General features: G+C 72.1%; 17 protein-coding genes. 2 read left to right on the forward strand and 15 right to left on the reverse strand.

Translation table 11 applies throughout. The annotated features are described in order from the left end of the window. Positions 1-4 precede the first annotated feature (4 nt). The 11 genes from yajC to pgsA all read right to left on the reverse strand — a co-directional run bounded on the left by yajC (position 5) and on the right by pgsA (position 9,014). Positions 5-496, reverse strand: a complete 492-nt coding sequence (gene yajC, locus IE109_RS22365; protein WP_189552809.1) for a preprotein translocase subunit YajC — start codon at positions 494-496, stop codon at positions 5-7. Positions 497-663: 167 nt separating this feature from the next. After that, positions 664-1,749: a Holliday junction branch migration DNA helicase RuvB gene (gene ruvB / locus IE109_RS22370; RefSeq protein WP_189552810.1), complete on the reverse strand. Its 1,086-nt coding sequence runs from the start codon at positions 1,747-1,749 to the stop codon at positions 664-666. A 52-nt stretch (positions 1,750-1,801) separates the two neighbouring features. Next, entirely contained in the window at positions 1,802-2,419 is a 618-nt protein-coding gene (ruvA, locus tag IE109_RS22375; protein WP_189552811.1) for a Holliday junction branch migration protein RuvA, read from the reverse strand. Continuing rightward, positions 2,416-2,949: a crossover junction endodeoxyribonuclease RuvC gene (ruvC, locus tag IE109_RS22380; protein WP_189552812.1), complete on the reverse strand. Its 534-nt coding sequence runs from the start codon at positions 2,947-2,949 to the stop codon at positions 2,416-2,418. The genes ruvA and ruvC overlap by 4 nt, the downstream gene beginning before the upstream one ends. A gap of 107 nt (positions 2,950-3,056) precedes the next feature. After that, positions 3,057-3,809 carry a YebC/PmpR family DNA-binding transcriptional regulator gene (locus IE109_RS22385; RefSeq protein ID WP_189552813.1) on the reverse strand — a complete coding sequence of 251 codons (753 nt, stop codon included), beginning with the start codon at positions 3,807-3,809 and terminating at the stop codon, positions 3,057-3,059. Between the two features lie 62 nt (positions 3,810-3,871). Next, entirely contained in the window at positions 3,872-4,462 is a 591-nt protein-coding gene (gene pdxT / locus IE109_RS22390) for a pyridoxal 5'-phosphate synthase glutaminase subunit PdxT (protein WP_189552814.1), read from the reverse strand. Continuing rightward, entirely contained in the window at positions 4,462-5,370 is a 909-nt protein-coding gene (gene pdxS, locus IE109_RS22395) for a pyridoxal 5'-phosphate synthase lyase subunit PdxS (protein ID WP_189552815.1), read from the reverse strand. Before pdxS ends, pdxT begins: the two co-directional genes overlap by 1 nt. Positions 5,371-5,512: 142 nt before the next feature. Continuing rightward, complete coding sequence (locus IE109_RS22400) at positions 5,513-6,061, reverse strand: LemA family protein (RefSeq protein ID WP_189552816.1); 549 nt, start codon at positions 6,059-6,061, stop codon at positions 5,513-5,515. A 201-nt stretch (positions 6,062-6,262) separates the two neighbouring features. Further along, on the reverse strand, positions 6,263-7,426 hold the full coding sequence (locus tag IE109_RS22405; protein WP_189552817.1) for a glycosyltransferase family 4 protein: 1,164 nt from the start codon (positions 7,424-7,426) through the stop codon (positions 6,263-6,265). Beyond that, positions 7,423-8,328: a phosphatidylinositol mannoside acyltransferase gene (locus IE109_RS22410; protein ID WP_189552949.1), complete on the reverse strand. Its 906-nt coding sequence runs from the start codon at positions 8,326-8,328 to the stop codon at positions 7,423-7,425. Before IE109_RS22410 ends, IE109_RS22405 begins: the two co-directional genes overlap by 4 nt. Positions 8,329-8,333: 5 nt before the next feature. Further along, positions 8,334-9,014, reverse strand: a complete 681-nt coding sequence (gene pgsA / locus IE109_RS22415) for a phosphatidylinositol phosphate synthase (protein ID WP_189552818.1) — start codon at positions 9,012-9,014, stop codon at positions 8,334-8,336. A 255-nt stretch (positions 9,015-9,269) separates the two neighbouring features. Here pgsA and IE109_RS22420 point away from each other — a divergent pair, with 255 nt between their 5' ends. Both IE109_RS22420 and IE109_RS22425 read left to right on the forward strand, forming a co-directional pair. Beyond that, positions 9,270-11,480, forward strand: coding sequence for an elongation factor G-like protein EF-G2 (locus IE109_RS22420; protein WP_189552819.1), 2,211 nt, complete (start codon positions 9,270-9,272; stop codon positions 11,478-11,480). A gap of 181 nt (positions 11,481-11,661) precedes the next feature. Next, positions 11,662-13,308, forward strand: coding sequence for an AbeC-like domain-containing protein (locus IE109_RS22425; RefSeq protein ID WP_189552950.1), 1,647 nt, complete (start codon positions 11,662-11,664; stop codon positions 13,306-13,308). Between the two features lie 66 nt (positions 13,309-13,374). Here IE109_RS22425 and IE109_RS22430 read toward each other — a convergent pair whose 3' ends face one another. The 4 genes from IE109_RS22430 to IE109_RS22445 form a co-directional block, all read right to left on the reverse strand. Beyond that, entirely contained in the window at positions 13,375-13,935 is a 561-nt protein-coding gene (locus IE109_RS22430) for an HIT family protein (protein WP_189552820.1), read from the reverse strand. 69 nt (positions 13,936-14,004) lie between these two features. After that, positions 14,005-15,981 (reverse strand): threonine--tRNA ligase, encoded by a 1,977-nt coding sequence (gene thrS, locus IE109_RS22435; RefSeq protein WP_189552821.1) that lies wholly within the window; start codon positions 15,979-15,981, stop codon positions 14,005-14,007. Between the two features lie 112 nt (positions 15,982-16,093). Beyond that, positions 16,094-17,329 (reverse strand): hypothetical protein, encoded by a 1,236-nt coding sequence (locus IE109_RS22440; protein WP_229891434.1) that lies wholly within the window; start codon positions 17,327-17,329, stop codon positions 16,094-16,096. Next, the gene (locus IE109_RS22445; protein ID WP_189552822.1) at positions 17,329-17,895 is read right to left on the reverse strand and encodes a DUF4365 domain-containing protein; all 567 of its coding nucleotides are present in this window, start codon (positions 17,893-17,895) and stop codon (positions 17,329-17,331) included. Before IE109_RS22445 ends, IE109_RS22440 begins: the two co-directional genes overlap by 1 nt. Between the last annotated feature and the right edge of the window lie 102 nt (positions 17,896-17,997).

The following is a 17,997-nucleotide window of genomic DNA, read 5'->3' on the forward strand; positions in this document are numbered from 1 at the left end:
CGCCTTACTTCGCGTCGGTGTCGCCGTCGCGCTTGTCGTCGGCCTTGGCGTCCTCGGCCTTCGGGGCGGTCCCCGCCTCGTCGGCCGCGTCCTTCTTGCCCAGGTCGATCTTCGCGACGTCGCCGGCGACGGCGGTTCCGGCGTCGTCGGTCGTGGTGAGCGAGGAGGCGTCGTCCGGCACGACGGGGGTGTCGGTCTTCAGGTCACCGTCACCGTCGCCGTGGACGATGCGGTTGTACTCTTCGTCGTCGAGGACGGCCCCGATCGCGTTCTTGGCGTAGACGGCGTGGACTCCCGGAGCTACCTCCAGGAGAACCGTGTCGTCGCCGACCTCCTTGACGGTGGCGTACATCCCCCCGATCGTCCGTACGCCGGTTCCGGGCTGCATCTGGTTGCGCATTTGCACCGCCTGCTGCTGCTTCTTCTTCGCAGAGCGGGTCATCAGGAACATGGCCCCGATGAGGACGATGAACGGCAGGAGAGTCACGATACTCACGGGACGACAAATCCTTCGCACGGTCGCGGGGAGTGCCGCGGCCTGATCTTCGGGGGTGGGTACGCCGCCCTGAAGGGTCGGCATCGGCGGAGTCTAGGCGAGTCCGCATCAATGGAACAACGCCCAGCATGGCACCGCGGTTCCTGCCCCGGCGAGTCCCCTCGCCGTCACGCCCCGAAGAGCCCCTGTTGTCCACTTCCCGCGCCGCCCGCCTGCGGCGGTACGAGCCCGAGGTGCGTCCACGCCGCGGGGGTGGCGACCCTGCCCCGGGGCGTACGGGCCAGCAGGCCCTCCCGCACCAGGAAGGGTTCGGCGACCTCCTCGACCGTCTCGCGCTCCTCGCCGACGGCCACGGCCAGGGTCGACAGACCGACCGGTCCGCCCCCGAACAGTTTGAGCAGGGCCTCCAGCACGGCGCGGTCGAGGCGGTCCAGGCCGCGGTCGTCGACCTCGTACACCTTGAGCGCGGTGGCGGCGATCTCGCGGGTGATCACGCCGTCCGCCTTGACCTGGGCATAGTCGCGGACGCGGCGCAGCAGGCGGTTGGCGATGCGGGGGGTGCCGCGGGACCGGCCGGCGATCTCGGCGGCACCGTCGGTGTCGATCTCGACGTCCAGCAGCTGGGCGGAGCGGTGGATGACGCGCCGGAGCTCGGCCGGTGCGTAGAACTCCATGTGGGCGGTGAAGCCGAAGCGGTCGCGCAGCGGGGGCGGCAGCAGGCCGGCGCGGGTGGTGGCGCCGACGAGGGTGAAGGGCGGCAGTTCCAGCGGGATGGCGGTGGCGCCGGGACCCTTGCCGACGATGACGTCGACGCGGAAGTCCTCCATGGCCATGTACAGCATCTCCTCGGCCGGCCGGGACATCCGGTGGATCTCGTCGAGGAACAGGACCTCGCCCTCCTGGAGGGAGGAGAGGATGGCGGCGAGGTCGCCGGCGTGCTGGATGGCCGGGCCGGAGGTGATGCGGATGGGGGCGCCCATCTCCGCCGCGATGATCATGGACAGGGTGGTCTTGCCGAGACCGGGGGCGCCCGACAACAGGACGTGGTCGGCGGTGGCGCCTCGTGCCAGGGCGGCCTTGAGCACCAGGTCGAGCTGTTCGCGCACCCGCTCCTGGCCGACGAACTCATGGAGCGACCTGGGCCGCAGGGCCGCCTCGACGGCCTGGTCCTCCCCGTCGGCGGACGCCCCGACGAGCCGGTCGGCGGCGGCGGCCGGCGCGCCGCTGGTGTCGGTGTCGTCGTCCCAGTTCACTGCGGATTGCCTCGTGTGGTCAGGGCGGCGGGGCGGCCGCACGGGTGGGGGATCATCGGGTGCGGTTCAGGGTCTGGAGGGCGGCCTTGAGCAGCCGGCCGATCTGCGGGTCGCCGTCGGCCGCCTCCGCCTGCGGGGTGACGGCGGCCACCGCCTCGTCGGCCTCGCGGGTGGCGTAGCCCAGCCCGATCAGGGCGGCGTGCAGCTGGTCGCGCCAGGACGCGGTGACCGCCGTGCCGACGCCCTGCCGGCCGATGTGGGCGCCGACCGGTTCGCCGAGCCGGTCCTTCAGTTCCAGCAGCAGCTTCTGCGCGCCCTTCTTGCCGATGCCCGGCACCGCCGTGAGCGCCTTCTCGTCGCCGGAGGCCACCGCGCCGCGCAGGGCGTCCGGCGTGTGCACGGCGAGCATGGCCTGGGCGAGGCGCGGGCCGACCCCGCTGGCGGTCTGGAGCAGCTCGAAGACCTGCCGCTCGTCGTCGTCGGCGAAGCCGTACAGGGTGAGCGAGTCCTCCCGCACCACCAACGACGTGGCGAGCTTGGCCTCCTGACCGACCCTCAGGCGGGACAGGGTGTCGGGTGTGCACTGGACGGCCATGCCGATGCCGCCGACCTCGATCACGGCGGTGGTCGGGGCGAGGGCGGCGACCGGGCCGGAGACAAAGGCGATCATGCGGTGGGGCCTTTCCTTGCGTGGTGTGCGGCGACCGCACGCTGGAGGCGGTTCTGGGCGGGGGCCCGCCAGATGTGGCAGATGGCGAGCGCGAGGGCGTCGGCGGCGTCGGCCGGCTTCGGCGGGGCGTCGAGCCGGAGCAGCCGGGTGACCATGGCGCCGACCTGGTCCTTGTCGGCGCGGCCGCTGCCGGTGACGGCGGCCTTGACCTCGCTCGGCGTGTGCAGGGTGACCGGGATGCCCCGGCGGGACGCGCAGAGCATGGCGACGGCGCTGGCCTGGGCCGTGCCCATCACCGTACGCACGTTGTGCTGGCTGAACACCCGCTCCACCGCGACCATGTCGGGGTGGTGGGCGTCCAGCCACTCCTCGATGCCGCGCTCTATCCCGACGAGGCGGTGGGCGATCTCCGCGTCCGCGGGGGTGCGGACGACACCGACGCCCAGCATGGTCAGCGGGCGTCCGGCGACGCCCTCGACGACGCCCACACCGCACCGGGTCAGCCCCGGGTCCACCCCCAGAACGCGCACGCCGCCCCTCCTTCGCTCAACTGTTTGTGCAGGCTATCGGGTGGCACCGACAACGCGGCGGGCCGGCGGGGGGTGTGTCCCCTGCCGGCCCGCCGCGTGTGGGTGGATCAGGCGTCGACCTTCGCCATGACGTCGTCGGAGACGTCGAAGTTGGCGAAGACGTTCTGCACGTCGTCGCTGTCCTCCAGCGCGTCGATCAGCTTGAAGATCTTGCGTGCGCCGTCCTCGTCCAGCTCGACCTGCATGGTCGGGACGAAGTTGGCGTCGGCCGAGTCGTAGTCGATGCCGGCCTCCTGGAGGGCGGTGCGGACCGCGACCAGGTCGGTGGCCTCGCTGAGGACCTCGAAGCTCTCGCCGAGGTCGTTGACCTCCTCGGCGCCCGCCTCCAGGACCGCGGCCAGGACGTCGTCCTCGCTCAGCTCGCCCTTGGGGACGATGACGACGCCCTTGCGGTTGAACAGGTACGACACCGAACCCGGGTCGGCCATCGAGCCGCCGTTGCGGGTCATGGCGACGCGCACGTCGGAGGCGGCGCGGTTGCGGTTGTCGGTGAGGCACTCGATGAGCACCGCGACGCCGTTCGGGCCGTAACCCTCGTACATGATCGTCTCGTAGTCGGCGCCACCGGCCTCCAGGCCGGCGCCGCGCTTGACGGCGGAGTCGATGTTCTTGTTCGGAACCGAGCTCTTCTTGGCCTTCTGGATGGCGTCGTAGAGCGTCGGGTTGCCATCGGGGTCGCCGCCGCCGGTGCGGGCCGCGACCTCGATGTTCTTGATCAGCTTCGCGAAGAGCTTGCCGCGCTTGGCGTCGATCACGGCCTTCTTGTGCTTCGTCGTAGCCCATTTAGAGTGGCCGGACATCTGCCTGTCTCCTTCGCGTAACCCATTTCTGAACGAACCCCAGAGATCCTACCGGGATCGGGTCAGGCCGCCGCGCGCACCATGTCGACGAACAGGGCGTGCACCCGGTGGTCACCGGTCAGTTCGGGGTGGAACGACGTCGCGAGGGCGTTGCCCTGCCGTACGGCGACGATGTGGCCGTCGTGCTCGGCGACGACCTCGGCCCGGGCCCCGATCGACTCGACCCAGGGGGCGCGGATGAAGACGCCCTCCACCGGCCCGCCCTCGACGCCCGCGACCTCGACGGCCGCCTCGAAGGACTCGTTCTGGCGCCCGAAGGCGTTGCGGCGGACGATCATGTCGATGCCGCCGAGCGTCTCCTGGCCCGAGCGCGGGTCGAGGATCTTGTCGGCGAGCATGATCAGGCCGGCGCACGTGCCGTAGACGGGCATGCCCGCCCGGATCCGCTCGCGCAGCGGCTCCATGAGTCCGAACAGCTCGGCCAGCTTGGAGATGGTGGTGGACTCGCCGCCGGGGATGACCAGGCCGTCGACCTCGGCGAGCTCCTCGGGACGCCGGACCGGCCTGGCCACGGCGTCCGCCGAGGCCAGGGCGATCAGGTGCTCACGTACATCGCCCTGGAGGGCCAGGACACCGATGAGCGGAGTGGTCATCACCAGCCCCGGTTCGCGTAGCGCTCGGCCTCGGGGAGGGTGTCGCAGTTGATGCCGACCATGGCCTCGCCCAGGTTGCGGGACGCGTCCGCGATGATCTTCGGGTCGTCGTAGAAGGTGGTGGCCTTCACGATCGCGGCGGCGCGCTTGGCCGGGTCGCCGGACTTGAAGATGCCGGAGCCGACGAAGACGCCCTCGGCGCCGAGCTGGCGCATCAGCGCGGCGTCGGCCGGGGTGGCGACGCCACCGGCGGAGAACAGCACGACCGGCAGCTTGCCGAGCTCGCTGACCTCCTTGACGAGCTCGTAGGGGGCGCGCAGCTCCTTGGCGGCGGCGTACAGCTCGTTGTTGTCGAAGCCGCGCAGCTTGGCGATCTCGTTCTTGATCTGGCGCAGGTGGCGGACGGCCTCGACGACGTTGCCGGTGCCGGCCTCGCCCTTGGAGCGGATCATGGCCGCGCCCTCGGCGATGCGGCGCAGGGCCTCGCCCAGGTTGGTGGCGCCACAGACGAAGGGGATGGTGAAGGCCCACTTGTCGGAGTGGTTGACCTCGTCGGCCGGGGTGAGGACCTCGGACTCGTCGATGTAGTCGACACCGAGGGACTGCAGCACCTGGGCCTCGACGAAGTGGCCGATGCGGGACTTGGCCATGACCGGGATGGAGACCGCCTCGATGATCTCCTCGATCATGTTGGGGTCGGACATCCGGGCCACACCGCCGTCCTTGCGGATGTCGGCCGGGACCCGCTCGAGGGCCATGACGGCCACGGCGCCGGCATCCTCGGCGATCTTGGCCTGCTCGGCGTTGACCACGTCCATGATCACGCCGCCCTTGAGCTGCTCGGCCATGCCGCGCTTGACGCGCGCGGTGCCGGTCTCGGGGGACTGCGGGGTGCTGGTGCTGGACACGGATGGACCTCACTCAAGAAACGGGGCGGTTTCAACTACACCGAGGAAACCCGGGCCACCCAGGCCACATCAAGGGCCAATGATGAGCCGGTGGCTCGTTTTGGGGCGGAAGATCGACGCCCCAGTGGCCCTTGTCCGGTCCTCAGCCGCTCCCGGGCCGGTCCGCCAGGGCCGTCGGCGGCTCGTCGTCCATCTCGAAGGCCAGCGGGAACGGGGCGTGGCCGGCCAGCCGGAACCAGCGCACCGTGCGGTGCCGGCGCAGCGCCCTGGCCGCCCGTACGGCGTCGTTGTGGAAGCGGCGGGCCATGGGCACCCGGCGCACCGCGGCCGCCAGCTCCCCGGCCGCCTCCTCGCCGCCGGGGGCCTCCCGCACCGCCTCGACCTGCTCGGGCTCGCCGAACACCGCGCGCAGCGCCTGGCTCAGCTCGCTCTCGGCCACCTCCCGCTGCTCCTCCTCCGCCTGCCGGGCGGCGTGCGCGGCCTCGTACAGCACGATGGACGCCGCCGGGTCGAGCACGCCCGAGGTGGCCAGTTCCTGGGCGACCGAGGCGCGGCGCAGCAGCTGCGCGTCGAGGGCGGCCCGGGCCGCGTCGATCCGGGCGTGCAGCCGGTCGAGCCGTCCGGCGGTCCAGCTCAGGTACAGGCCGATCGCGACCAGGCCGACGGCGATCCAGATGAGGGTTTCGATCACGGGCCGAAAGGCTACCGGGGCGCCGGCCCGCCCCTCTTCCCCCACCGGCGGGTTGCGGCACCGGCCGGGAGGGCCCGCGCAGCCGGGCACGGCGTGGCCGGGAGGGCCGGCGCGGCGTGGCCGGGAGGGCCGGCGCGGGGTGGCCGCCGGGAGAGGCTGCCCGGCGGGCGGAGGCGGGGCCCGTACGGCTCGGGCCGGGCCTCAGTCCCGCCCGCCGAGTCCCCACCGGGCGCGCAGCCCCAGCCGCTCGTCCGTGGCGACCGAGGCCGCGCCGTCGGTGACCGTCTCGTAGACGGCCAGGATGTCCGCGCCGACCGTCGACCAGTCGAAGCGGCGGACGTGGGCGCTGCCCCGCTCCCGCAGTTCCGTACGCCGCACCGGGTCGCCGAGCAGCCGGATCGCCGCCTTGGCCAGGGCCTCGGCGTCCTCGTTGCCGAACAGTTCGCCCGCGGCCCCCTGGTCCAGCACCTGGGCGAACGCGTCCAGGTCGCTGGCGAGCACCGGAGCGCCCGCGGACATGGCCTCGACCAGGATGATGCCGAAGCTCTCGCCGCCGGTGTTGGGCGCCACGTACACGTCCACACTGCGCAGCAGCCGGGCCTTGTCCTCGTCGCTGACCATGCCGAGGAACTCCACCCGCTCCCGCATGCCGGCCGGGAGCGACGCGACGGCCTCCTCCTCGTCACCCCGGCCCGCGACCAGCAGACGGGTGCCGGGACGGGCCGCGAGGATCTTCGGCAGGGCCTTCATCAGCACGGGAAGGCCCTTGCGCGGCTCGTCGATCCGGCCGATGAAACCGATCGTGCCGCCCTGCCACTCCGGGTTCGGCTCGGCCTTGGCGAAGAAGTCGACGTCCACGCCGTTGGGGATGACGACCGCGTCGCCGCCCAGGTGCTCGACCAGCGTCCGGCGGGCGTACTCGCTCACCGCGATCCGCGCGCTGATCTTCTCCAGCGCGGGCTGGAGGATCGGGTACGCGGCGATCATCGCCCGGGACCGCGGGTTCGAGGTGTGGAACGTGGCCACGATCGGGCCCTGCGCCGCCCAGCAGGACAGCAGCCCCAGCGACGGCGACGCGGGCTCGTGGATGTGGATCACGTCGAAGGTGCCGTCGTGCAGCCACCGGCGCACCCGGGCCGCCGACAGGAACCCAAAGTTCAGCCGGGCCACCGAGCCGTTGTAGGGCACGGGGACGGCGCGGCCCGCCGAGACGACGTACGGCGGCAGCGGCGTCTCGTCGTCGGCCGGGGCCAGCACCGACACCTCGTGGCCGAGCCGGATCAGGTGCTCGGCCAGGTCCCGGATGTGGAACTGGACGCCGCCCGGCACGTCCCAGGAGTACGGGCAGACGATGCCGATCCTCACGCCTCGGGTCCCTTCGCGGGGTCCAGGTCGGCGAGCCACAGCCGCTGCAGCATGTGCCAGTCCTCGGGGTGGTCGGCGATCCCGGAGGCGAAGGCGTCGGCCAGCACCTGCGTCATGACGGCCGCCTTCTCCGCGCGCGTACCGGTCGGCGGCACGTCCACCGGCGGGTGCACGCGCCCCTTCATCACCGGCGTGTCGTCGTACCAGAGCGTGGCGGGGAGCAGCAGCGCGCCGGTGTGCTGGGCCAGCATCGCCGGACCGGCCGGCATCCGCGCCCTCTCGCCGAAGAACGTCACCTCGGCGCCCGACGACGACAGGTCGCGGTCGGCGACCAGGCACACCAGCCCGCCGGCCCGCAGCCGCCGCGCCAGGATCCCGAAGGCCGCGCCGCCGGTGTGCGGCAGGACCTCCATGCCGAGCGACTCCCGGTAGGCCACGAACCGGTCGTACAGCGTCTCCGGTTTCAGCCGCTCGGCGACCGTGGTGAACGGCACGCCCAGGGCGCGGGTGACCCACACGCCCGCCAGGTCCCAGTTGGCCAGGTGCGGCAGTGCCAGGACGACACCCCTGCCGGCCGCCAGGCCCTCCGTCAGGTAATGCAGGTCCTTGACGTCGACCGCCTCCGCGACGCGCGACTCGCTCCACGCCGGCAGCCGGAACGACTCCATCCAGTAGCGCATGTACGAGCGCATCCCGGCCCTGGACAGTTCCGCCAGCCGCGCCGGGGAGGCGTCCGGCACCACGCGCGCGAGGTTGGCCTCCAGCCGCAGCACGCCCTTGCCGCGCCGCTTCCACGCGGTGTCCGCGATACGACGGCCCAGCCCGGCCGCGACCGGCTCCGGCAGCTTCTTCACCGCGGTCCAGCCGAGCCCGTACAGCGCGTCGGTCAGCCGCTCGCCCACCGCGGTCACGTCGCCTCACTCCCCCTCGCACCACCGGTACCGGCAGCACCACCGGCCGCGTCAGCCTCGGCGGACTCGCGCCGTACCGTCACCACCCGCTGCCCCAGCGTCACCGCGCTGCCCACGGCCACCGCCCACAGGGCGATCGGCAGCAGCACCTGGACACCCGGGACACCGAACCCGTGCAGTCCGGCGACACCGGCCGCCACCAGCGACACCACCAGCCGCTCGGCCCGCTCGACCAGCCCGTTGACCGCCACCGGCAGGCCGATCGACTCGCCGCGTGCCTTGGTGTACGACACGACCTGGCCGCTGGCCAGGCAGAAGATGGCCACGGCGCACAGCACGTCGTCGTCGCCCTTGCCGGCGTACCACAGCGCGAAACCGCCGAAGATCGCGCCGTCGGCGACCCGGTCCAGCGTCGAGTCGAGGAACGCCCCCCAGCGACTGGAGATGCCCGCCTGGCGGGCCATGTTGCCGTCCACCAGGTCGGAGAAGACGAACAGCGTGATGACGATCGTGCCCCAGAAGAACTCCCCCCGGGGGAAGAAGACCAGCGCGCCCGCCACCACGCCGGCCGTGCCGATGAGCGTCACGGCGTCGGGGCTGACCCCGCGGCGGAGCAGAAACGCGGCGAACGGTGTGAGAACACGCGTGAAGAATGCACGCGCGTACTTGTTCAGCATGGCCTTCCCGAGGGTCGGTGGGCCGTGCGGCCCCTACGGCCACCGGCTGGCCCATCGTAGCCAGGCAGGACCACCCGCCACCCCCGGGCACCCCGCTCCCGTCGCGGTGTCGGACGTATGGACGCAACCTGGCCTGAGTGGAAAGCTCGAAAGACGACCGCGGGCACCGCCGGAGCTGCCCAAGGCAGGCTCCCCCGCGCCCGCGCCCCCACCTCCACCGTGCACCCCGTGCACTCGCGATCGGGAGGAAGAACCATGGGCGACAAGGCGAACGCACACCCCGGGGCCGCCGGCAGGGCTATAACGGCCGACCAGCCCTCGTCGATACGGAACGTGGTGCTGGTCGGCCACAGCGGATCCGGCAAGACGACCCTCGTGGAGGCCCTCGCGCTGACCGCCGGAGCGGTCAACCGGGCGGGCCGCGTCGAGGAGGGCGGCACGGTCTCCGACCACGACGAGATCGAGCACCGCCAGCAACGCTCCGTACAGCTGTCCCTCGTCCCCCTCGAATGGGGCGGGTACAAGATCAACCTGCTGGACACCCCGGGATACGCCGACTTCGTCGGGGAGCTCAGGGCCGGTCTGCGCGCCGCGGACGCGGCCCTCTTCGTCGTCTCGGCCGCCCAGGAGGCCGACGCGGTCGCCGGGTCCTGCCGCGCGGTGTGGGAGGAGTGCGCGGCGGTCGGCATGCCCCGCGCCATCGTCGTCACCCACCTCGACACCGCGCGCGTCGACTTCGACGAGCTGACCCGGGTCCTGGCGCGGATCTTCGGCGGCGACGACCCCGACGCCATCCTCCCGCTCTACGTCCCCGTGCTGGGCGCGCAGGCACCCGACGGGCACTCCCCCGCCACCGGGCTGGTGGGGCTCCTCACCCAGAAGGTGTTCGACTACGCGTCGGGGCGGCGGCGGGAGAACCCTCCCGAGGACGCCCAGCTCCCGCTCATCGCGGAGGCCCGCAACCGCCTGATCGAGGGAATCATCGCCGAGAGCGAGGACGAGTCCCTGATGGACCGCTACCTCGGCGGCGAGGACATCGACCTCAAGACCCTCGTCGACGACCTGGAGAAGGCCGTCGCGCGCGGCTCCTTCCACCCCGTCCTCGCCGCCGCCCCCGCCGCTCCCGGCGGACAGCAGGGCCTCGGCACCGTCGAGCTGCTGGACCTGATCACCCGCGGCTTCCCCACCCCCCTGGAACGCGAGGCACCCGCCGTCACCACGCCCGGCGGCACGCCCCGCGCGCCCCTCGCCTGCGACCCGGACGGGCCGCTCGTCGCCGAGGTCGTGAAGACCTCCTCCGACCCGTACGTCGGGCGGATCTCGCTGGTGCGGGTCTTCTCCGGGACGCTGCGCCCCGACCAGACCGTCCACGTCTCGGGTCACGGCCTCGCCGACCGGGGCCTGGAGGACCGCGCCCTCCACGAGGCGGACGAACGGATCGGCGCGCTCTCCGCGCCCTTCGGCAAGCAGCAGCGGCAGCTGGACCGCTGCGTCGCCGGAGACCTGGCGTGCGTCGCCAAGCTGTCCCGCGCGGAGACCGGCGACACCCTCTCCGCCAAGGACGACCCGCTGCTGATGGAACCCTGGACGATGCCCGACCCGCTGCTGCCGCTCGCCATCGAGGCGCACAGCAAGGCGGACGAGGACAAGCTGTCCCAGGGGCTGTCCCGGCTCGTCGCCGAGGACCCGACGATGCGCCTGGAGCAGAACCGGGACACCCACCAGGTCGTCCTGTGGTGCCTGGGCGAGGCGCACAAGGAGGTCGCGCTGGAGCGCCTGCGCAGCCGCTACGGGGTCCAGGTCGACGTCGTGCCGCACAAGGTGTCGCTGCGCGAGACGTTCGCCGGCCGGGCCTCGGGGCGCGGGCGGCACGTCAAGCAGTCCGGCGGGCACGGGCAGTACGCCATCTGCGAGATCGAGGTGGAGCCGCTGCCGCCCGGCTCGGGCATCGAGTTCGTCGACAAGGTCGTCGGCGGGGCCGTGCCGCGCCAGTTCATCCCGTCCGTCGAGAAGGGCGTACGCGCCCAGGCCGCCAAGGGCGTCGCCGCCGGCCACCCCCTGGTCGACGTGCGCGTCACCCTGGTCGACGGCAAGGCGCACTCGGTCGACTCCTCCGACGCGGCCTTCCAGACGGCCGGCGCGCTGGCGCTGCGCGAGGCGGCGGCCGACGCCCGCATCAACCTCCTCGAACCGGTCGCCGAAGTCCAGGTCCTCGTACCGGACGAGTTCGTCGGCCCGGTGATGAGCGACCTCTCCGGCCGGCGCGGACGCGTCATCGGCACCGAGCAGGCCGGCCAGGGACGGACGCTCGTACGGGCCGACGTACCCGAGATCGAGCTCGGGCGGTACGCCGTCGACCTCCGCTCCCTCTCCCACGGAACCGGCCGCTTCGACCGTTCCTACGCGCGCCACGAGCCGATGCCCCCGCAGGTCGCCGAGAAGATCCGCGAACGCGTCGCGGCCTGACCGGAGTTCCTCCCGTACCGCCCGTCCCGGCCCCCGGGACGGGCGGTATCGCGCCGTCCGCCGACGCGCGGCCCACGTCCTCGATAGGCTGTAGTGCCCCGCTCACCAGGTGTGCCGGGCACGGGGGTTGGGAACAGACCGCAGTGCGGACACAGGCGGCGATGGGGGCGGCGAAGTGACAATGGACAGTTTCGGTCCCGGGGCCCAGGTCCCGCTCCAGGGCTCGGCCGGGCAGACCGTGGCGACGCACGCGCTGGCCTCCGCCGCGTACCGGGAGAACGTCGACGTCGAGGAGATCCTCAAGGCCAACAACGAGTGGCACGAGTCGACCGTCACCAAGGGCAGGTTCTCGCTCTTCAAACCGACCCTCGGCGAGGCGTTCTCCCGCGCCGTGCAGGTCCGGATGCTCGGCGGCGCCCGCAAACCGCTCATCCAGTCCTTCGGCACCGACCCCCAGCCGGTCGTGGAGCACTGCCTGGCCGCCTCGAACATCCGCAAGCAGCGGGACACACGGCTGACGCTCATCACCCTGCTCTTCGGGGTGCTGTTCCTGCCCGGCATGCTGGTGTGGCTGACCGTCTTCCAGCTGCGCCGCACCCTGGCCGCCGGCACGGCCGGCAGGCGCTCCGGCGCGTTGGGCACCCTGCTGCTCGTCGGGGTCGGCATCCTGGCCGCCCTCTTCCTCTTCAAGCTGCCGTTCACCGGACTGCTCGCGCTCTACCTCCGCGCCATGTTCATCGCCCCCGTGATCGGCTGGTTCCTGGCCAAGCGGATCTGCGAGGCGACCGCGAAGGACCTGCGGGCCCGCTGGGAGTCCCTGCTCAGCGGCGGCGGCGGAATGGGCCCCAAGATCCCCGAGGCCGTGCCGCACGACCCCGACGAGACCGCCGCCGAGGAGCTGCGCCTCCAGCTGGAGAAGCTCACCGCCGAGCAGCGTTCCAACGTCGTCTTCTACGCCGGCCCCAAGGGCATCCTCGGCATGGGCACCCGCTGGGGCAGCTGGCACCTCGCGGAGGAGCTGGTCCCCAAGGAGGGGAAGGAGATCCACGCCTTCCGCACGTGGGACGTCATCCGCCCCATCCACGACGAGCTCAAGCTGCTGGAGCGCGGCACCCTCAAGACCGGGTTCCCCACCCCGTCGGTGAAGCACTGGATCGTCACGCCCGTCGGGGAGGGGGCCAAGGAGGTCGCCCGGCCCGAGGGTGAGGACGTCGTGGCGTACCAGGTGAAGCCGCACGAGATACAGCGCGTCTGCAACGAGAACCAGTTCGGCAAGGGCAACCGCCACTACCTGGGCGTGCAGTTCGTGCTGTGGGACGGCCAGCTGGTCCTCACGATGATGGTCACCGTCACGGCGCTCCTGCACACGCTGCGCATCGAGGTCACCGGCCACGCCCTGGGCCCCGTGCACGGCCTGTTCACGACGAAGCCGGAGCCCAAGAAGAAGGTGGTCTCCAAGACCGTGCGGTTCTGGGAGACCAAGGAGATCCCGCTGCCGCTGATCGACAACGACGAGGTGGTGCGCCTCGCGGTCCGGGCCCCGCTGACCTGGTTCCCGCCGGTCCTGGACTTCCTCGGCGGCAAGCTGGTCCTGCCCGAGCCCTTCGGCCTGCGGCACGCCTGGGCCTCCCAGCCCTGGCGCCACCGCTTCATGGCCGACGACGCCATCCGCGCGGCGACCCCGGTCATGCGGGCGGTGCACACCGCGACCATCAAGATGCTCGACGAGCACGGCGTGGACACCGAGCGCTTCACCAACCGGTCGATGGTCCTCAGCGGAAGCGTCCAGGACCCGATGCCGAAGAAGGCCGACACGTACGACGCGTGACGCCGCGGTACGGCGGTACCCCGGTGCGGCGGGCTCGCCAAGCCACACCGGCGGACGCCGCCGCGACTAGGCGGTGGGCCAGGCTTCGGCGAGCATCCGCCTCGTGTCGCCGAGGAGCTGCGGCAGTACCTTGGTGTGGCCGACGACCGGCATGAAGTTGGTGTCGCCGCCCCAGCGCGGGACGATGTGCTGGTGCAGGTGGGCGGCGATGCCGGCCCCGGCGGCACTGCCCTGGTTGAGCCCGATGTTGAAGCCGTGCGCCCCGGACGCGGTGCGCAGCGCGGCCATCGCCTGCTTCGTCAGCAGCGCCAGCTCGGCCGTCTCGGCGTCGTCCAGCTCCGTGTAGTCGGCGACGTGCCGGAAGGGGACGATCATCAGGTGCCCGCCGTTGTACGGGTACAGGTTGAGCACGGCGTACACCGTCTCGCCCCGCGCCACGACGAGGCCGTCCTCGTCGGACTTGGCCGGGATGGCGCAGAACGGACAGCCGTCGTCGGCGCCGGGGCCGGTCGGCTTGTTCTCCCCCTGGATGTACGCCATCCGGTGGGGCGTCCACAGGCGCTGGAACGCGTCAGGCGTCCCGACTCCGATCTGCTGCTCCGGCTCAGTCGTCATGCGAGCCAGCATATTCGCTGGCGGTGGAGCGAGAACCGAGGGGCGGTCCCGTCGAGCGGGACCGCCCCTCGGCATGGCGCGTCACACCTGGACGCGGCGCTCCACGACGTCGGCGATCTTCGCCAGCGCCTCCTCGCGCGGGATGCCGTTCTCCTGCGAACCGTCCCGGTAGCGGAAGGAGACCGTGCCGGCGTTCATGTCGTCGTCACCGACGATGATCATGAAGGGGACCTTGAGCTTCTGGTGGTTGCGGATCTTCTTCTGCATCCGGTCCGACGAGGCGTCCACCTCGACCCGCAGGCCCTTCCGCTTCGCCTCGGCGGCGAACTCCTGGAGGTACTCGACGTGCGCGTCACCGATCGGGATGCCGACCGCCTGCACCGGGGCCAGCCACGGCGGCATGGCGCCCGCGTAGTGCTCCAGCAGGACCGCGAAGAACCGCTCGATCGAGCCGAAGAGGGCGCGGTGGATCATGACCGGCCGCTGGCGGGAGCCGTCGGGGGCGGTGTACTCCAGGTTGAACCGCTCCGGCAGGTTGAAGTCGAGCTGGACGGTCGACATCTGCCACGTCCGGCCGATGGCGTCCTTCGCCTGCACCGAGATCTTCGGGCCGTAGAAGGCCGCGCCGCCCGGGTCCGGGGTCAGCGGCAGCCCCTGCTTCTCGGCCACCTGCCGCAGGGTCTCGGTGGCCTCCTCCCAGATCTCGTCCGAGCCGACGAACTTCTCCGGGTCCTTGGTGGACAGCTCCAGGTAGAAGTCGTTCAGGCCGTAGTCGCGCAGCAGGTTCAGGACGAAGGTCAGCGTCTTGTCGAGCTCCTCCGCCATCTGCTCCTTGGTGCAGTAGATGTGCGCGTCGTCCTGGGTGAAGCCACGGGCGCGGGTCAGGCCGTGCACGACGCCGGACTTCTCGTACCGGTACACGGTGCCGAACTCGAACAGGCGCAGCGGCAGCTCACGGTAGGACCGCCCGCGCGCGTCGAAGATCAGGTTGTGCATCGGGCAGTTCATGGGCTTGAGGTAGTAGTCCACGCCCTCGTCGAGCTGCATGGGCGGGTACATGCCGTCGGCGTACCAGTCCAGGTGGCCGGAGGTCTCGAAGAGGCGGCCCTTCGTGGCGTGCGGGGTGTAGACGAACTCGTACCCCTCCTCCTCGTGGCGGCGGCGCGAGTAGTCCTCCATGACCCGGCGGATGATGCCGCCCCGGGGGTGGAAGACCGCGAGGCCGGAGCCGATCTGGTCCGGGATGGAGAACAGGTCCAGCTCGGAGCCCAGGCGGCGGTGGTCGCGCTTCTCGGCCTCGGCGAGGAAGTCCAGGTGGGCCTTCAGCTCGTCCTTCGACGGCCAGGCGGTGCCGTAGATGCGCTGGAGCATCGGGTTCTTCTCGCTGCCGCGCCAGTACGCCGCGGCGTTGCGCATCAGCTTGAACGCCGGGATGTTCCGGGTGGTGGGCAGGTGCGGGCCGCGGCAGAGGTCCTTCCAGCACAGCTCGCCGGTCTTGGCGTCGAGGTTGTCGTAGATGGTCAGCTCGCCGCCGCCCACCTCGACGTCCGCGCCGTCGTCGCTGGACGCGGAGCCCTTGATGCCGATGAGCTCCAGCTTGTACGGCTCGTCGTGGAGCTCCTCGCGGGCGGCCTCGTCGGTCACCACACGGCGGGAGAAGCGCTGTCCGCGCTTCTGGATCTCCTGCATCTTCTTCTCGATGGCCTTCAGGTCATCGGGGGTGAAGGGGCGCTCGACGTCGAAGTCGTAGTAGAAGCCGTCCTTGACCGGCGGGCCGATGCCCAGCTTCGCCTCGGGGAACAGTTCCTGCACGGCCTGCGCCATGACGTGCGCGGTGGAGTGGCGCAGGATGTTCAGGCCGTCCTCGGAGGAGATCTCCACCGGCTCGACGGTCTCGCCGTCGGCGATCTCGTACGCCAGGTCCTTCAGCTCGCCCGCGACGCGGGCGGCCACGACGGTGCGCTCACCGGCGAAGAGGTCGGCGGCCGTAGTGCCCGTCGTCACCACGCGCTCTTCCCGCTCGGAATCGCGTTGGATGATCACACGGACGTCTGACACCGGTCTCTCCTGACTGAAGGGGCAGCGCGCCGCCTGACGTATGGCGACGGCCGGACGTCATGGTACCGAGCCGTCCGCCCCGCCCGCGAAACGGTTTCCCCCGCTACGGGTCTCACTCCCCCGGCCCGCACGCCTCCCCGAAGACGCCCAGGTTCTCGTGGAGGGACTTCATCAGCCGGTCCCGCTCCGCCTCGTCGACCTGTACGGGGACGACCCCGGATGCGTCGGTCAGGCGCCGGAATCCGCCCCTGCTCTCCAGCCGGCCCACCACCCGGATGGGCAGCCCGACGAGGTGCGCGTGCCCGGCCGTGCGGTACGACTCCTCGTCCAGCGCCACGCGTACGTGCGGCACCTCCGCCCCGGCCAGCACCCGCAGCCGCACCGTGCCCGCTCCGCGCGGCCCCGACCGGCGCATCCGCACCACCGTCCCGGTGATCCGGACCGGCACCGAGGGCTCGTCCTGGAGGTACCGGGCGCCCGCCTCCCGCAGCGCGGGCAGGTCGCCGGGCGAGAACTCGACCGGCTCGGGCCGGGCCGCGCACCCATCCGGCACGCCCGCGGCGGGCGCCCACGCGAGGGCGATCCGGGCGCCCTCCGTACCGCGCACCAGGGACACGAGCGCCTCGGTCAGTTCCCGGCTGACGCCCGCCCCGACGGCCGAGTCGAACGCCTCCGGCCTGCCGGTCGCCCGCTGGTAGTCCACGGCCTCACGCGCGGCGTGCAGGGCGTGGTAGAGCCGCGCGGTGACCACCCGGCCGGGGTCGACGGGCACGAACGCGGTGAGCCCGCGCCCACCCTGCACGTTGCCGACCAGGACGCCCTCCAGCGACGCCTGGGCCTGCCGCCGGTGCCGGGCGCCGTGGTAGCCGGTGCGGCCCCGCGCCGCGAGGGCGCCGGCCAGCAGGACCTGCCGGGCGGCGGAGCGAAGTTGCTCCTGGACGGTCCAGGCGACGGTGCCGGAGGGGCCCTGGGGGACGTCCCGCCACCAGCGGACCTCGTCGCTGGGGACGGTGAGGCCGACGAGCACCTCGCGCGCGGAGGGCGCGGCGCAGCGGGACAGGGCGGTGAGGGCCTCGCCGATGAGGTCCTCGCAGTCGGGGAAGGCGCGGCTCTCGGGGACCAGGAGGCTGGTGGTGCCGGCGCCGGGGCCGGGCGGGGTCCAGCGGCTGTAGCGGCCGGCCGCCCCGCCCCGGCGGCGCCAGCCGTGCCGGTCCAGCAGGGCACCGAGGACCCGGGGGTCGACCTGGGCGGGGTCCAGGGGGCCGGTGTGGCCCGGCGGACCGGGCACCGGCGTACCGGGCACGGGCATCGGGTGCGGCCGCATGGGCTCGTCGATCGGCCGGTGCATCAGGGTCTTCCTCCCGCCCCGATCCGGGTCATGATCTCGCAGAGCGCCCGGTCGTCGAATATCCGATTCGTTGGTATGCGCACGGTGGTGCGGCGCCGGCCGGTGACCGGATGGCCCGCGAGGTTGGTCCAGTAGCAGCAGTGCCGCAGGTCGAGGCGGTCGTGACCGGCGCGCAGCCAGTCCTCCCGGGTCCGGGGGACGATCATCACGACCAGGATCTTGTGCACCGAGACGGGTGTGCGGGCCAGCTTCACCAGGTGGTCGTTGTCGAGGGTGAAGGAGAACGTGGGTCCGGCCGGACGGGGCGGGATCTGGTAGGTGCACTTGAGCTGCACCTTGATGGTGACCTCGTCGTCCACGGTGTGCCCGGGGGCGCTGTGGCTGACGTGCCAGTCGATGCCGTTGTCCGGAAAGGGCTGGGAGAGCGAGCACCCGGCGGCCGCGGCGACCGCGTGGAGGTAGCCCACCTGGAGGGTCTCCATGCAGGCGGTGGTGGCGAGTGCGCCCCGCAGCGGTGCGACGTGCTGGGGAAGCAGCCCGCCGGGTTCGGGCTGCGCGAGCGCCATGGCTCCTCATGCCTTCCCGGCCGACGACGGGGTGTCAGTTCGACGGCCCCTCACCTGTGTTGTCACCACGTTGCGTACGGTGCAAACGGCGCGGGTATCACC

The sequence above is a fragment of the Streptomyces lavendofoliae genome, assembly GCF_014649735.1.
GTDB lineage: Bacteria > Actinomycetota > Actinomycetes > Streptomycetales > Streptomycetaceae > Streptomyces > Streptomyces lavendofoliae.

Excerpts from the sequence above, each read along its gene's own strand:
- IE109_RS22385 (WP_189552813.1), bottom strand. The coding sequence starts at position 3,809 with ATGTCCGGCCACTCTAAATGGGCTACGACGAAGCACAAGAAGGCCGTG.
- ruvA (WP_189552811.1), bottom strand. The coding sequence starts at position 2,419 with ATGATCGCCTTTGTCTCCGGCCCGGTCGCCGCCCTCGCCCCGACCACC.
- IE109_RS22440 (WP_229891434.1), bottom strand. The coding sequence starts at position 17,329 with ATGCACCGGCCGATCGACGAGCCCATGCGGCCGCACCCGATGCCCGTG.
- IE109_RS22445 (WP_189552822.1), bottom strand. The coding sequence starts at position 17,895 with ATGGCGCTCGCGCAGCCCGAACCCGGCGGGCTGCTTCCCCAGCACGTC.
- IE109_RS22425 (WP_189552950.1), top strand. The coding sequence starts at position 11,662 with ATGGACAGTTTCGGTCCCGGGGCCCAGGTCCCGCTCCAGGGCTCGGCC.
- pgsA (WP_189552818.1), bottom strand. The coding sequence starts at position 9,014 with ATGCTGAACAAGTACGCGCGTGCATTCTTCACGCGTGTTCTCACACCG.
- IE109_RS22430 (WP_189552820.1), bottom strand. The coding sequence starts at position 13,935 with ATGCTGGCTCGCATGACGACTGAGCCGGAGCAGCAGATCGGAGTCGGG.
- pdxT (WP_189552814.1), bottom strand. The coding sequence starts at position 4,462 with ATGACCACTCCGCTCATCGGTGTCCTGGCCCTCCAGGGCGATGTACGT.
- IE109_RS22420 (WP_189552819.1), top strand. The coding sequence starts at position 9,270 with ATGGGCGACAAGGCGAACGCACACCCCGGGGCCGCCGGCAGGGCTATA.